We start from the raw sequence: 13,643 nt of genomic DNA on the forward strand, positions 1-13,643 counted from the left end.
CAAGTTTTAGAGGTGAACGAAGTTCGCGGGGCGCTTATTCACAAATGCGTCCATGCCTTCCTTTTGGTCTTGGGTGGCAAACAGTGCGTGGAACAGGCGGCGCTCAAACATGACGCCATCGTTCAGGCTGCCTTCAAAGGCGCGGTTGACCGATTCCTTGGCGGCCATCACAGCGATTTGGGAGAAGCCGCTGATGGTGATGGCGGCGCCCAGGGCTTCGTCTGCCAGCTTGTCAAAAGGCACCACGCGGCTGACCAGTCCGGCGCGCTCGGCTTCGGTGGCATCCATCATGCGGGCCGTCAGGGCCATGTCCATGGCTTTGGATTTGCCTACGGCGCGCGGCAGGCGCTGGGTGCCGCCGGCACCGGGGATCACGCCCAGCTTGATTTCTGGTTGGCCAAACTTGGCGTTGTCGGCGGCAATGATGAAGTCGCACATCATCGCCAGCTCGCAGCCGCCGCCCAGCGCAAAGCCGCTGACAGCGGCAATCACGGGCTTGCGGATGCTGCGAATGGTTTCCCAGTTGCGGGTGATGTAGTCGCCCTTGTAGGCATCGGCAAAGCTGTACTTGGCCATGGCGCCGATGTCGGCCCCTGCTGCGAAAGCGCGTTCGCTGCCGGTGATGATCATGCAGCCGATTGCTTCATCGGCATCAAAGGCCTGTAGGGCCGCGCCCAGCTCGTTCATGAGCTGGTCGTTCAAGGCGTTGAGTTGCTTGGGGCGATTGAGGGTGATGATGCCCACTTTGTCCGCTTCCACGCGGACTTCGATCGTTTCGTATGCCAAGGCTTGTCTCCTAATAGTCATGGGTGTGGCACACATGACTATACCCAAGCACTTGGCAAGCCAGGCTTACAGCACCAGCCAGTGGTCGACCGCGGCAGCGTCCGAGATTGTGAGCTTGTAATTGGAGATGGGCGCTTCGGCGCCGGGCAGCGCCAGGGGCAAACGCAGCAGCTGGCGGTCGCGTGCCACCAAGGCGGTGATCGCGGGTGTGCCTTGCGCGACATACAGGTCCAGCTCTTCCAGTTTGGTCAAGCGCCACGCGGTGGGCGTGTCTGGCAGCTCGATGCCGTACCACTCGTCGCCCGCCATGAAGCCTGCTTGCTCGGCCAAACCACTGCGCAGCACCTGTTTGATGAGAACACTGTGGCTCTCCTGCACACGCAGCCCCAGCGCTTGTGCTGCTGCGGGTTTGTCGGTCTGGGCCTGCACGCCATGGGCAGCCAGCAGCTCGGGCAGCGGCAGCTCTTGCGTGCCGTGCACCCATGCCTGAATTTCGGCTTCCCAGCTGCGGCCAGTCTGTGCTTGCAGCACGGCCAGCACATCGGCTTCGGTCATCGCACTGCCTTGGCAGTGTGCCCACAGACCCCGCATGAAGGCGTCCAGTGTGGTCTGGCCTTCTTGGCGCAGCTTCAGATCCAGGCACATGGCCACCAAAGCGCCTTTGGTGTAGTAGCTGACGGTGGCGTTGGCGGTGTTCTCGTCCTGGCGGTAGTACTTGACCCAGGCATCAAAGCTGGATTGGGCCACGCTTTGCACCTTGCGCCCTGGGGTTTGCTGAACCTGGTTGAGGGTTTTGGTGATCAGCTTGAGGTAGCTGGCGTTGTCAATCAGGCCAGCGCGGCGCAGCAGCAAGTCGTCGTAGTAGCTGGTAAAGCCCTCGAAGAACCACAGCAGCTGGGTGTAGTTCTCCTGGTCATAGTTGTACGGCACCAGTTCGGCGGGGCGCAGGCGCTTCACATTCCAGGTGTGGAAGTACTCATGGCTGATTAGTCCCAGCAACTGGGTGTAGCCATCGCTGGCTTTGTCGACGCCGCGGCGAGGCAAGTCCGGGCGACTGCAGATGAGGGCGGTGGAGTTGCAGTGCTCCAGTCCCCCATAGCCGTCGTGCGTGACGTTGAGCATGAACACATAGCTGGCATGCGGTGCCACGCCCCAGAAATGGATTTCTGCTTCACAGATCTTCTGGGTATCGCGCAGCAGGCGCTCTCCATCGAACGAGGCGGGCGCGCCGGCCACCACAAAGCGGTGGGGTACCCCGCTGGCCACAAAGTTGCCGCTCCAGAAATCACCCATCTCCACAGGGCAATCCACCAACTGGTCGTAGTGGTCGGCCGCATAGGTGCCAAAGCCGCGTTCGTCGATGGCGATGGCACTCAGGCCGGTGGCCAGCTGCCACTGTGGAACCTGGGCCGATGGCTGAATTTGTAGGCGATGTGGCTGCGCTTCTTGTCCGTGTACACGCAGTAGCAAGCTGGTGCCGTTGAAAAAGCCGCGGCGTTGATCCAACCAGGCCGTGCGCACCGACGTGTCATAAGCGCTGACTTCGTACTCCAGCACCAGCGGTTGGGCTGCATCGCAGCGCACTTCCCATTGGTGCTTGCTCAGTTGCTGCAGTGGCACGGCTTGCCCGTCTTGGAGCGCGTGCAGATGCTGCAGATTCTTCGCAAATTCACGCACCAGGTAACTGCCAGGAATCCACACCGGCAGCGAAACGCGTTGCTGGGCACTGGGCTGTGCAATGGTGAGCGTGACGCGGTACAGGTGCGCATGCAGGTCATGCAACTGAACGCGGTAGTGAAGGGCAGAGCTGGTGTGGAGCATGGTGGTGTGGGTGGAGAAGCAATCCACGGGATGCCGGGCGGTCATGCCGCAAATTAAACAGGCTGCCGAGGCAGCCTGTGGTGGTCACATTATTTTTTGTGGGCCGCGTTGAGGTATTTTTCCACTTCGCTGGCGGGAATGGCTCCCGGCACGCGGGTGTTGTCCGCAAAGATCAAAGTGGGGGTGCCCGTAATCTTGTGCTTGCGGCCCAGCGCCAGATTGCGCTGGATGGCATCGATATCGCAGCTGGCCGCTGCAGGCGCCTTGTCGCGCAGCATCAGGTCATGCCATGTCTTGGCGCCATCCTTGGCGCACCAGATATTGCGCGACTTCTCAGCCGAGTCACGGCTCAGGATGGGGTAGAGGAAGAGGTAAATCGTGACGTTGTCCACATTCTGCAGATCGCGCTCAAAGCGCTTGCAGTAGCCGCAGTTGGGGTCTTCAAACACCGCCAGCTTGCGCTCGCCCTTGCCATGCACGATCTTGATGGCGTCTTTCAGGGGTAGGTTCTTGAAGTCGATGGCCGTGAGCTGGTTGATCCGGTCTTCGGTCAGGTTGCGCTGGGCCTTGGTATCGATCAACTCGCCTTGGATCAGGTAGTCACCGGTTTCGTTGGCGTAGAACACATCGGTGCCCACGCGCACTTCGTACAGGCCCTTCATTGGGGTGGATTTGACCTCATCCACTTGCTGCAGCTGGGGAATACGCTCCGCCAAGGTCTTGGTGATTTGGTCTTGGGGTTGGGCAGCGATGGCGCAGCCCCAAGCAGCAGTGGCCAGCAATGCCGCGGCAAACAATTTCATGGCAGAGATTTCCAGTGATAAATACAAACAGGGGTTGGGTTCGCCGGAGAGGGAAAGGTTCCCCGGCGTGTCAAAACGCTCAGCGCTCCAGGCCCATGGCCTGGCGTGCCGTCCAGTCCTTGAGCAAGCCACTGCGCTCAAAGCCGCGCAGCCCCCAGTTTCGCAGGGTCTGCAAAGGGGCTTCAGGGCGGGTGAACAGTTGTTGCAGGCCATCCATGGCCAAGCCCAGGGGGGCCAGGCCAGCCTTGCGCTCGCGTTCGTAGCGGCGCAGCAGCTTCAAATCACCGGTGCTGCGCCAGTCGCCGCGGCTTTGCAAAATGCGCGACAGCACTTGCACATCGGCCAGGCCAATGTTCAGCCCCTGGCCCGCCAGGGGATGTACGTTGTGTGCCGCATCCCCCGCCAGTACCCAGCTGGTGGGGTTGCGATCTGCGGCAGTGCCCGGAAATGGGCCGCACCAGCGCTTGGCCACGGCCTGCTGCAGCGGCCAGGACATGCGGGGGCCTTGCAGGCTGAGCTGGCCCAGGCTGCCCTGGCTGATGTCCATCAATGCCTGGGTGAAGCGGGCTTCATCGGCCTCAAGCCATTGCGGGGCATCGGCTTGAGCGACCGACCACACCACGGCCACGCTGTGGCCGCCTTCGCCTTCTACGGGCAAAAAGGCCAGAATGCCTTGCGGTGAAAACCACTGGCGTGCCACTTGGTGGTGGGTGAGCTCACAGCGCAGTCGGGTGGCAATCGCATGCTGCCCGTAGGGGGTGATGTCAAAGTCCACACCAAATTCGGCACGGGTCGCACTGGCGCGGCCCTCGCAGATGGCGGTGAGCGGGGCTGCGACCGGGGCCTCCACGACTTCCACCTGCGGCTGGTAGCGCACGGCTTCCGCCAGGCGCTGCTCCAGCGCAGGGACATCAACAATCCAGGCGAGGGAGTCAACGCCTTGTGCGGCGGCATCAAAGTGCACGCTGCCGTCCACATCGCCATGCACTTCCATGTGTTTGACGGGAGTGGCGTGCTGGGCATCAGGCCAGGTGCGCAAGGATTCCAGCAATTGCTTGGAGCTGGTGTTGAGTGCGTAGGCCCTGACATCCGCTTGTGTGGATGCAGCGCGTGGTGCTGCGACCAAAGCGACGCGCAGCCGCTCGCGAGCCAATAAAAGTGCCAGGGTGCGGCCGACAATGCCGGCTCCGCGGATACATACGTCAAAGGTTTGCGCCATGCTGTGCATTGTAGGAGGCCTGGGGTCTGCCTTGCGGCAGGACGGTTTCCTGCCTGTCAGCCGGTGCGGAATGCGCGGGGCGCACATTCCGCGCGTCACAATAGGCGCATGACCGTTTCTCCGATTGATCAAGCCGATGTCACGGGCACCATTGGTGCGCTGTGGGTGTTCCCCATCAAGTCCTGCGCGGGTATTGCAGTGCAGCAGGCCACTTTGCTGGCCACCGGTCTGGAGTGGGATCGAGCCTGGATGGTGGTGGATCCGCAGGGGGTGTTCATTACCCAGCGTGAGGTGCCGCAAATGGCCCTGATTCAACCGCGCATTGATGCCGAAGGCGGGCAGCTGCACCTGCAATGCCCGGGGCTGGAAGATTTCAGCGTGCCGCTGGCGTTGCCTTTCATGGACAGTGCGGCCTCGCAACGGCCCGTACAGGTCTGGAACAGCCAGGTGCAGGCCTGGGACATGGGTGAGGCGGCCGCGCAATGGTTCAGCCAGGCCTTGCAGCGCACATGCCGCCTGGTGCGTTTTGATCCGGCGCAGCAGCGCTGGTCCAGCACGAAGTGGACAGGGGGCATTCAGGCGCCCAATCAGTTTGCCGACGGCTACCCCTTGCTGGTCACCACCAGCGCGGCCTTCGAGGCGCTGAACGACAAGCTGCAAGCCCAGGGCCATGCCGCTGTGGATGGCTTGCGCTTTCGTGCCAATGTGGTGCTGGATGGACTGGCCGAGCATGAAGAAGACTTTATCGACACGCTGTGGGTGGATGCGACAGAGCCGGTGGCCATTCGTCTGGGCAAGCCCTGTTCGCGCTGTCCCATTCCAAACATCGATCCGGCCACGGCCCAGTCCAGCCCCGAAGTGGGGAATGCCATTGCAAGCTACCGCCAGGATTCCCGCCTGGGTGGCGCCATCACTTTCGGGATGAATGCTGTCGTGGCGCAGGGCGCGGGCCAGGTGTTGCGCGTAGGGCAAGTTGTAGGCGGGCAACTTAAATTTGACTAAAGCGCGCAGCTCTTCGTTAAGATGCCGCTCAATTTTTGGAGGAGTTCACCATGAAATACCTATTGTTGGCAGCGACCGCTGCACTGGCTCTGGCAGGTTGTGCCACACAGGGGGCCGTGGACACGACGGCCAAGGAAGGCGCACCTTACGTGGCCAAGCCTGACTATGAGCACGCCATGGTGTGCGACACGCGTTACGACGACCTGCAAAAGTGCGAAGCCACCATCAAGCAGCTGTGCGGAGACCGCGGTTTCCTCGATCTGCGCATTCGTCCCCTGCGTGAACCAGGTGCCAGCGTCGACAGCTCCACGCACCGCTTGCTGCAGCTGCAGTGCAAGCCCCGCGCAAGCAAATAATAAGCACCAATCGCTAAATTGGTAGCTGCTAGCGTTTGCTGCGTAAGCGCTGGAGCTGCTTTTGATGCTTGAAGGTCAACCAGGCGGGCTTGGTTGGCCTTTGTTTTTGGGGTGGACATGCGCGCGCCGCAATCTGCCCCGCACCAGCAGAGATTCGCTGATCATTACAATCGGCATAGTTTTTCGTGACAAAACGGGCACAAAACTCTGCAAAAACAGAGCGTCCACGTCACATCTGCCCCAGAACACCGAATACGCCTCAATGCGGATCGGGCACTTCCACCACGGCTGTGTGGTGCCAGATAGTGCATTGATATTTAAGGAATTTCCATGAGCCTCAAATGCGGCATCGTGGGCCTGCCCAACGTCGGCAAGTCCACCCTTTTCAACGCGCTGACCAAGGCTGGCATCGCCGCCGAGAACTATCCCTTCTGCACGATCGAGCCCAACACCGGTGTGGTGGAAGTGCCTGATCCGCGCCTGACCCAGCTGGCCGACATCATCACGCCCGAGCGCGTGGTGCCCGCGATTGTGGAGTTTGTGGACATTGCTGGCCTGGTGGCGGGTGCCTCCAAGGGTGAAGGCCTGGGCAACCAGTTCCTGGCCCACATCCGTGAAACCGATGCCATCGTCAACGTGGTGCGCTGCTTTGAAGACCCCAACGTGATCCACGTGGCCAACAAGGTGGACCCGATTGCCGACATCGAAGTGATTCAGACCGAGCTGTGCCTGGCCGACTTGGCGACGGTGGACAAGGCTCTGAACCGCTACTCCAAGGCAGCCCGCTCGGGCAACGACAAGGAAGCGGCCAAGCTGGTGTCCTTGCTGGAGCCTATCCAGGCGGCCCTCAATGAAGGCAAGCCTGCGCGCGTGGTGCCCGTGTCCAAGGAAGACGCACCGCTGCTCAAGCCTTTCTGCCTGATCACCGCCAAGCCCGCCATGTTTGTGGGCAATGTGTCGGAAGACGGTTTTGAAAACAACCCGTTGCTGGACCAGCTCAAGGCCTATGCCGACGCACAAGGTGCCCCAGTGGTGGCTATTTGCGCGAAGATCGAAGCCGAAATGTCCGAGATGGACGATGAAGACCGCGACATGTTCCTGCAGGAACTGGGTCTGGAAGAGCCCGGTCTGAACCGCCTGATCCGCGCTGGCTTCAAGCTGCTGGGTCTGCAAACCTACTTCACCGCTGGCGTGAAGGAAGTGCGCGCCTGGACCGTGCGCGTGGGTGCTACCGCGCCCCAGGCTGCTGGCGTGATCCACGGTGACTTTGAACGTGGCTTCATCCGTGCGCAAACCATTGCATTTGACGACTTTATCGCCTTCAAGGGCGAGCAAGGCGCCAAAGATGCCGGCAAGATGCGTGCAGAAGGCAAGGAATACATCGTCAAAGACGGCGATGTGATGAACTTCCTGTTCAACGTCTAAACGACTGCCACCCGCATGCAAGGTGTGCACGCCGAGTTGGTGGCGGTGCTGGCAGCGGTCAGCCAGGGCAGCCCTCGGGTGCTCACCACCCGCGGTGGGCAGGCCCTGCCTGCGGGGCCTTTCCAGATGGTGCACCGCTCGCTGCAGGCGGGCCTGCGTGCTTGGGTGGAAACCCAGACCCAGCACAGCCTGGGCTATGTGGAGCAGCTCTACACCTTTGCCGACCGCGAGCGGCAGGAAGCGGCCCATGTGCTGTCCATCAGCTACCTGGGGCTGACGTGTGAGCCCGAGCAGCCGCCGCAAGGCGACACCAGTTGGCAGGACTGGTACAGCTACTTTCCATGGGAAGACTGGCGCGAAGGCGCCCCAGCCGTGCTGGCTGACTGCATTGCCCACCTGCAAGCCTGGGCGGATGAAGCCTCGAACAAGGCTTTGAAGCAATACCGGCAAGCGCGGGTAGCTATTAATTTTGGATTGAAAGACCAGGTCTGGAACGAAGACCTGGTGCTGCAGCGCTACGAGCTGCTGTTTGAAGCCGGGCTGGTGGAAGAGGCTACGCGCCGTGGCATCATGGCCCGGGCGGTCTTGCCGGGGCGCGCCATGCAGCACGACCACCGCCGTATTCTGGCCACCGGCATTGCGCGGCTGCGCGCCAAGATCAAATACCGCCCCGTGGTGTTTGAGCTGATGCCGCCCGCCTTCACGCTGCTGCAGCTGCAGCAGACCGTGGAAGCGCTGGCAGGCCGTGATCTGCACAAGCAGAACTTTCGCAGGTTGATGGAGCAGCAAGCCCTGGTCGAAGAGACAGGGCAGCTCACCGCAGGTGCTGCGGGGCGCCCGGCCAAGCTGTTTCGCTTTCGCAGCGATGTGCTGCAGGAGCGGGCCACGGCGGGCAGCAAGCTGCCGCTGGCGCGTGGTGCGTAGTCGCTGATAAAAACAAGAGCTGAAAGCGCTTGCTGTATCTAGGCTAGAGCCGGAAATCGCTCAAAGTCTCACAGCGGCGATGGCAGCGCCCAGAGGATGGCGCTGGTCATCAGCAAATAGCGCAGGAACTTGCCAATCGCCATATAGAACACGCAGGGCCAGAACGGCAGCTTCAGCCAGCCCGCAACAGCACACAGCGGATCGCCCACCACGGGCAGCCAGCTCAGCAAACAGGTTTTGGCCCCCCATTTGCGCAGCCAGATGCGGGCACGCCGCTCGGCGCGGCTGAGTGTGCGGGGAGGCTGCTGCCCTTGCAGCGGCGGCAGTCCCTGGCGGCGACGCTGGCGCGCCAGGTTCCAGGCCTGGTGGGCACCACGGCCCATCCACCAACTGATGGCACCGCCGATGGTGTTGCCCGCCGTGGCTACGCCAATCGCGGGCCAGAACAGTTCGGGGTTGAGCTGCAGCAGACCGACCACCGCTGGTTCGGAGCCCAGGGGCAGCAAGGTGGCAGACACCAGTGCCACCACGAACAAAGTGCTCAGACCAAACTGCGGCAGTGCCAGCCATTGCAAAATTTCTTGAAACCACGCTTCCATCCCCGCAGTGTAGGGGGCTGTCTGCTGGCGCGCGGCAGAGGCTTAGCCTAAGCTGGGGGTATGAACATCGCATTTACAAGCAGGAATGGTGCGGCGCAGCAAGTCGGTGTTGCGCTGTGTGTGGTGCTGACCATGGGCTGCAGCGCCATCGCCAAAGACAGCACCATGCCTTCGCCGGCAGAAGCACGGCATATCGCTGAAGATTGCGCGCCCTTGCTGGGGCAGTCCAACGCCCGGCATGCTCTGCAGCTGGTGAGCGTGCTGGTGCAGTCGCAAGGCATGCGTCTGGTGGCGCAAGCCTGCCCCTTTGTGCAGACAGCGGGAGGGCAGATGCAGCAGGTGCTGGATGTGCGGGTGCAGGTTGTCGACAGTGAAACGGCCTCTAATTTCGTGCGCGGCCCCCTGGCGGATGGCGAAGAGGTGGACATGGGAGATGTACACATGGCCTTGCCCGCCCTGGCGCACAAAGCCGCCGCAGCCCAGGAGGAGGATGTCTCCCCCGATGTGCAGTTCAACCGCAGCTGGCTGGCTGGCGTCATGCGGGGGCGCGGCTGGAATGGGGTGAGCGGGCACTGGTGGGCTTTTGTGCCTGCGGCCACCAGCCGGTGAATGCCTTGGCGCGTGCGCACACGCGCTTTTACCTGATTCTTTGCTAGTGTCTTTGTAGCGCGCTGGTGTGCTCATTTTTTGAGCAGCTACAATACTTCGCTTTCCCTGCCGCGCCTCTTTTCTTCGCCTGCCTTACCCATGACTGCGCTTCGCATTGGTCAGCACACCCTGACGAATAACCTGTTTGTTGCCCCCATGGCGGGCGTGACGGATCGGCCGTTTCGCCAGTTGTGCAAGGCGCTGGGCGCCGGTTACGCGGTTAGCGAGATGGTCACCAGCCGCAAGGATTTGTGGAACAGTCTCAAGACCAGTCGCCGCGCCAACCATGCGGGCGAGCCGGGCCCGATCTCGGTGCAGATCGCAGGCACGGACGCGCCGATGATGGCCGAAGCCGCCATCTACAACATCGAGCGTGGCGCGCAGATTATCGACATCAACATGGGCTGCCCTGCCAAGAAGGTCTGCAACAAGTGGGCGGGTTCCGCTCTGATGCAAAACGAGCCCTTGGCCGTGGAGATTGCCCAGGCGGTGGTGGAAGCTGCGCGCCCCTTCAACGTGCCCGTCACTTTGAAGATGCGCACCGGCTGGTGCGATGCCCATAAGAATGCCGAGCTGCTGGCCCGCCGTTTTGAGGATGTGGGCATCCAGATGCTCACCGTGCATGGCCGCACCCGCGAGCAAGGCTACAAAGGCTTTGCCGAGTACGACACCATTGCCGCCGTCAAACAGGCCGTGCAAGTGCCGGTGGTGGCCAATGGCGACATCACCAGCCCGGAAAAAGCCCGTGATGTGCTGGCCTACACCGGCGCAGATGCCGTCATGGTGGGCCGTGCTGCGCAGGGCCGCCCGTGGATTTTTCGCGAGATCAGCCACTTTCTGGCCACGGGCACGCACCTGGCACCACCCTTGGTGACCGAGTTGCGCACTTTGCTGCTGGATCACCTGCAAGACCACTACAGCCTCTACGGCGAGCTGACCGGCGTGCGCAGTGCGCGCAAACACATTGCGTGGTATTTACGCGCTTTGCCGGGCGGGGAAGAATTTCGCAAACACATCAACACCATCGACGACTGCCAAGTGCAGTGGCAGGCTGTGGCTGACTATTTAGCGCAGCTGGGCCAGCAGATGGAGCGTCTGCCCGCAGTGATTGCGGCAGCAGATGCAGAGCAAGAGATTGAGGAATTGGCTGCATGAGCACCCAAGCAAACAACAACCAAAGCATTGAAGAATGCGTTCGCGCCAGTCTGGAGAGCTATTTCAGCGATCTGGGTGGCGAAACCCCCAGCAACATGTATGACATGTTGCTGCGCCTGGTGGAAAAACCACTGCTCGACGTGGTCATGCAGCAGTCGGACAACAACCAGTCGCGTGCCGCCCAATGGCTGGGGCTGAACCGCAACACATTGCGCAAAAAGCTGCTGGAACACGAGATGCTTTGAAGCATCGAGGGTTCCTGTATTGATAGCTGTCAGCGCTTGCTAGATAAGCGCTGAGTAACGATTTCATCATTATTGAGTTGCACCATGAAAGCACTGCTCTCCGTCTCCGACAAGACCGGCATCGTTGAATTTGCACAAGCTCTGCACGCCATGGGCGTACAGCTGCTGTCCACCGGTGGCACCGCTAAGCTGCTGGCCGACAAGGGCCTGCCTGTGACTGAAGTGGCCGAAGTCACCAAGTTCCCTGAGATGTTGGACGGCCGCGTCAAGACCCTGCACCCCATGGTGCACGGTGGTCTGCTGGCCCGTCGTGATTTCCCCGAGCACATGGCTGCACTGAAGGAACACGGCATTGAAACCATCGACCTGCTGGTGGTGAATCTGTACCCCTTCGAAGCCACCGTCGCCAAGGCCGGTTGCACACTGGCTGACGCCATTGAGAACATCGACATCGGCGGCCCCGCCATGGTGCGCTCTGCGGCCAAGAACTGGAAAGACGTGGGTGTGATCACCGCCGCTGACCAGTACGACGCTGTGCTGGGCGAGCTGAAGGCCAACGGCAAGCTGTCCAACAAGCTGCGTTTTGAGCTGTCGGTGGCGGCATTCAACCGCATCAGCCAGTACGACGGCGCGATCAGCGACTACCTGTCGAGCGTGACGTTCGAAGACGAAAAGCTGAGCGAAGAATACGTGCCTGAGCGCACTGCTTTCCCGGGCCAGAGCAACAGCCAGTTCGTGAAGATTCAAGACCTGCGCTACGGTGAAAACAGCCACCAGCAAGCCGCTTGGTACCGCGATCTGTACCCCGCACCGGGCTCGCTGGCGACCGGCGTGCAACTGCAGGGCAAGGAACTGAGCTACAACAACATTGCCGACGCTGATGCGGCCTGGGAATGCGTCAAGAGCTTCGAGACCCCCGCTTGCGTGATCGTCAAGCACGCCAACCCCTGCGGTGTGGCCCTGGGCGCGAATGCCTTTGAAGCCTATTCCAAGGCCTTCCAGACCGACCCCACCAGCGCGTTCGGCGGCATCATCGCCTTCAACCGCCCTGTGGACAAGGCCGCTGCCGAAGCGGTGTCCAAGCAGTTCGTCGAAGTGCTGATGGCCCCTGAGTTCAGTGCTGAAGCGCTGGAAATTTTCAAGGCCAAGGTCAATGTGCGTCTGATGAAGATCGCCTTGCCTGCAGGCGGTGACACTGACTGGGCCAATGGCCGCAACGCCGTGGAATCCAAGCGCATTGGCTCTGGCTTGCTGCTGCAGACTTCGGACAACCACGAACTGAAGCTGGCCGACCTGAAGGTTGTGACCGTCAAGCAGCCTACGCCTGAAGAGCTGAACGACCTGCTGTTCGCCTGGAACGTGGCCAAGTTCGTCAAGTCCAACGCCATTGTGTTCTGCAAGAACGGCATGACCATGGGCGTGGGCGCAGGCCAGATGTCGCGTCTGGATTCGGCCCGTATTGCCTCCATCAAGGCCGAAGCGGCCAAGCTGTCGCTGCAGAACACCGTCGTCGCGTCGGATGCATTCTTCCCCTTCCGCGATGGTCTGGATGTGGTGGTCGATGCAGGCGCTACCTGTGTGGCACAGCCCGGCGGCTCCATGCGTGACCAGGAAGTCATTGACGCCGCCAACGAGCGTGGCGTAGCGATGGTGTTCACCGGCGTGCGTCACTTTCGCCACTAATCAGATTTTTTAATCTAGCCCTTGATACTTCGTTGCAAGGCCTTGCCGTAGCGCTGCTACTGCCTGTGGCCTTGCGCCTCGTTTCAACCGCCCATCTGCGATGGGCTGGGCTATCTCAAAAAATCTCGCTGGCACAGCAAACGACCTTGTTGAAGCTAAGTTGAGCAAGGGCGCGCACACTCGGCATGGTTGTTTCGGCGCCATGCCGTTTTTTTTGGCGAAAGGATTGTTTCATGCAGGATTACGACGATGAACCCGTACAGCGGCCCAAGTGGCTGGGCTGGGTCATCATCATTGGCATGATTGCCGTGGTGCTGGGTCTGATGAATCTGGGGATTCGCCTGTATGTGGGCACCCCTGCAGACCAGAGCACGGCAGAGCGGGTGCAGGACATGGTGCAAAAGCGCCCTGAGCTGGCCATCGGACAGCGCTATATGGATGCCAGCGACTGCATGCGCTGCCACGGCATTGATCGCAAGTTTGTCGGGCCCAGCTTTCTGCAGGTGGCTGACCGCTATCGCGATCAGAGCGAAGCGCAGGCTTACATCGCCCGCAAGATCCGTGAGGGCAGCGTTGGCGTATGGGGCGAGACCATCATGCCCCGCCACCCCCAGGTGACGCAGGAGCAGGCGCAAGGCATGGCCGACTGGATTTTGGCGCTACCGCCCACCAACGCGCCTTAAGCCCATCGGTGCTTTCAACCCATGCAGCCGAGTCAATGCACGTTGACTCGGTTTTTTTGCGCAGTTTTCATGATCTGTGCAGGATGCTTGCGCGATGCATCATGCGGCGCATGTTTGTTGATGCAGCATATCGCTATCGAGATTGACCAGGTTGTGCAAGCACAGTGCACGCAAAGCAAGCGTTGCAACGGGTGTTAGCGCACGCTTATGGCGAAGATGGCGGGTTATCCCTAGGATCAACGCTTTGAAACGATAGCCTGGGCCGCGCAGTGCGCGTGGCGTGGGCTGACAAAG

At 61.1% G+C, this 13,643-nt stretch carries 14 protein-coding genes; 9 read left to right on the forward strand and 5 right to left on the reverse strand.

Going from position 1 to position 13,643, the window contains the following annotated elements; all coding sequences use genetic code 11:
- Positions 1-6 precede the first annotated feature (6 nt).
- The 4 genes from AC27VO_RS02560 to AC27VO_RS02575 form a co-directional block, all read right to left on the reverse strand.
- The gene (locus AC27VO_RS02560; protein WP_488665134.1) at positions 7-786 is read right to left on the reverse strand and encodes an enoyl-CoA hydratase; all 780 of its coding nucleotides are present in this window, start codon (positions 784-786) and stop codon (positions 7-9) included.
- A gap of 66 nt (positions 787-852) precedes the next feature.
- On the reverse strand, positions 853-2,607 hold the full coding sequence (locus AC27VO_RS02565) for a M61 family metallopeptidase (RefSeq protein WP_488665135.1): 1,755 nt from the start codon (positions 2,605-2,607) through the stop codon (positions 853-855).
- An 89-nt stretch (positions 2,608-2,696) separates the two neighbouring features.
- Positions 2,697-3,410 carry a DsbC family protein gene (locus AC27VO_RS02570; protein ID WP_488665136.1) on the reverse strand — a complete coding sequence of 238 codons (714 nt, stop codon included), beginning with the start codon at positions 3,408-3,410 and terminating at the stop codon, positions 2,697-2,699.
- 79 nt (positions 3,411-3,489) lie between these two features.
- Positions 3,490-4,629 (reverse strand): FAD-dependent monooxygenase, encoded by a 1,140-nt coding sequence (locus AC27VO_RS02575; RefSeq protein ID WP_488665137.1) that lies wholly within the window; start codon positions 4,627-4,629, stop codon positions 3,490-3,492.
- A 108-nt stretch (positions 4,630-4,737) separates the two neighbouring features.
- On the opposite strand from AC27VO_RS02575, the gene AC27VO_RS02580 reads away from it, so the two are divergent.
- The 4 genes from AC27VO_RS02580 (at position 4,738) to AC27VO_RS02595 (ending at position 8,336) form a co-directional block, all read left to right on the forward strand.
- Positions 4,738-5,631, forward strand: a complete 894-nt coding sequence (locus tag AC27VO_RS02580) for an MOSC domain-containing protein (protein ID WP_488665138.1) — start codon at positions 4,738-4,740, stop codon at positions 5,629-5,631.
- Between the two features lie 50 nt (positions 5,632-5,681).
- Complete coding sequence (locus tag AC27VO_RS02585) at positions 5,682-5,987, forward strand: hypothetical protein (RefSeq protein WP_488665139.1); 306 nt, start codon at positions 5,682-5,684, stop codon at positions 5,985-5,987.
- 330 nt (positions 5,988-6,317) lie between these two features.
- Positions 6,318-7,412 (forward strand): redox-regulated ATPase YchF, encoded by a 1,095-nt coding sequence (ychF, locus tag AC27VO_RS02590; RefSeq protein WP_488665140.1) that lies wholly within the window; start codon positions 6,318-6,320, stop codon positions 7,410-7,412.
- Positions 7,413-7,427: 15 nt separating this feature from the next.
- Positions 7,428-8,336 carry an NUDIX hydrolase gene (locus tag AC27VO_RS02595; protein ID WP_488665141.1) on the forward strand — a complete coding sequence of 303 codons (909 nt, stop codon included), beginning with the start codon at positions 7,428-7,430 and terminating at the stop codon, positions 8,334-8,336.
- Between the two features lie 68 nt (positions 8,337-8,404).
- Here AC27VO_RS02595 and AC27VO_RS02600 read toward each other — a convergent pair whose 3' ends face one another.
- Positions 8,405-8,935: a YqaA family protein gene (locus tag AC27VO_RS02600; RefSeq protein WP_488665142.1), complete on the reverse strand. Its 531-nt coding sequence runs from the start codon at positions 8,933-8,935 to the stop codon at positions 8,405-8,407.
- A 60-nt stretch (positions 8,936-8,995) separates the two neighbouring features.
- Between AC27VO_RS02600 and AC27VO_RS02605 the strand changes: the two genes are divergently transcribed.
- From AC27VO_RS02605 to AC27VO_RS02625, 5 genes are all read left to right on the forward strand, one after another.
- Positions 8,996-9,544, forward strand: coding sequence for a M15 family metallopeptidase domain-containing protein (locus AC27VO_RS02605; RefSeq protein ID WP_488665143.1), 549 nt, complete (start codon positions 8,996-8,998; stop codon positions 9,542-9,544).
- A 138-nt stretch (positions 9,545-9,682) separates the two neighbouring features.
- Positions 9,683-10,738: a tRNA dihydrouridine synthase DusB gene (gene dusB, locus AC27VO_RS02610; RefSeq protein WP_488665144.1), complete on the forward strand. Its 1,056-nt coding sequence runs from the start codon at positions 9,683-9,685 to the stop codon at positions 10,736-10,738.
- Positions 10,735-10,983, forward strand: a complete 249-nt coding sequence (locus AC27VO_RS02615; RefSeq protein WP_488665145.1) for a helix-turn-helix domain-containing protein — start codon at positions 10,735-10,737, stop codon at positions 10,981-10,983. The genes dusB and AC27VO_RS02615 overlap by 4 nt, the downstream gene beginning before the upstream one ends.
- Positions 10,984-11,067: 84 nt before the next feature.
- Positions 11,068-12,666: a bifunctional phosphoribosylaminoimidazolecarboxamide formyltransferase/IMP cyclohydrolase gene (gene purH / locus AC27VO_RS02620; RefSeq protein ID WP_488665146.1), complete on the forward strand. Its 1,599-nt coding sequence runs from the start codon at positions 11,068-11,070 to the stop codon at positions 12,664-12,666.
- A gap of 233 nt (positions 12,667-12,899) precedes the next feature.
- Positions 12,900-13,349, forward strand: coding sequence for a c-type cytochrome (locus AC27VO_RS02625; RefSeq protein ID WP_488665147.1), 450 nt, complete (start codon positions 12,900-12,902; stop codon positions 13,347-13,349).
- Positions 13,350-13,643: the final 294 nt, after the last annotated feature.

This window comes from Comamonas sp. 14P8.1.4 (genome assembly GCF_057799285.1).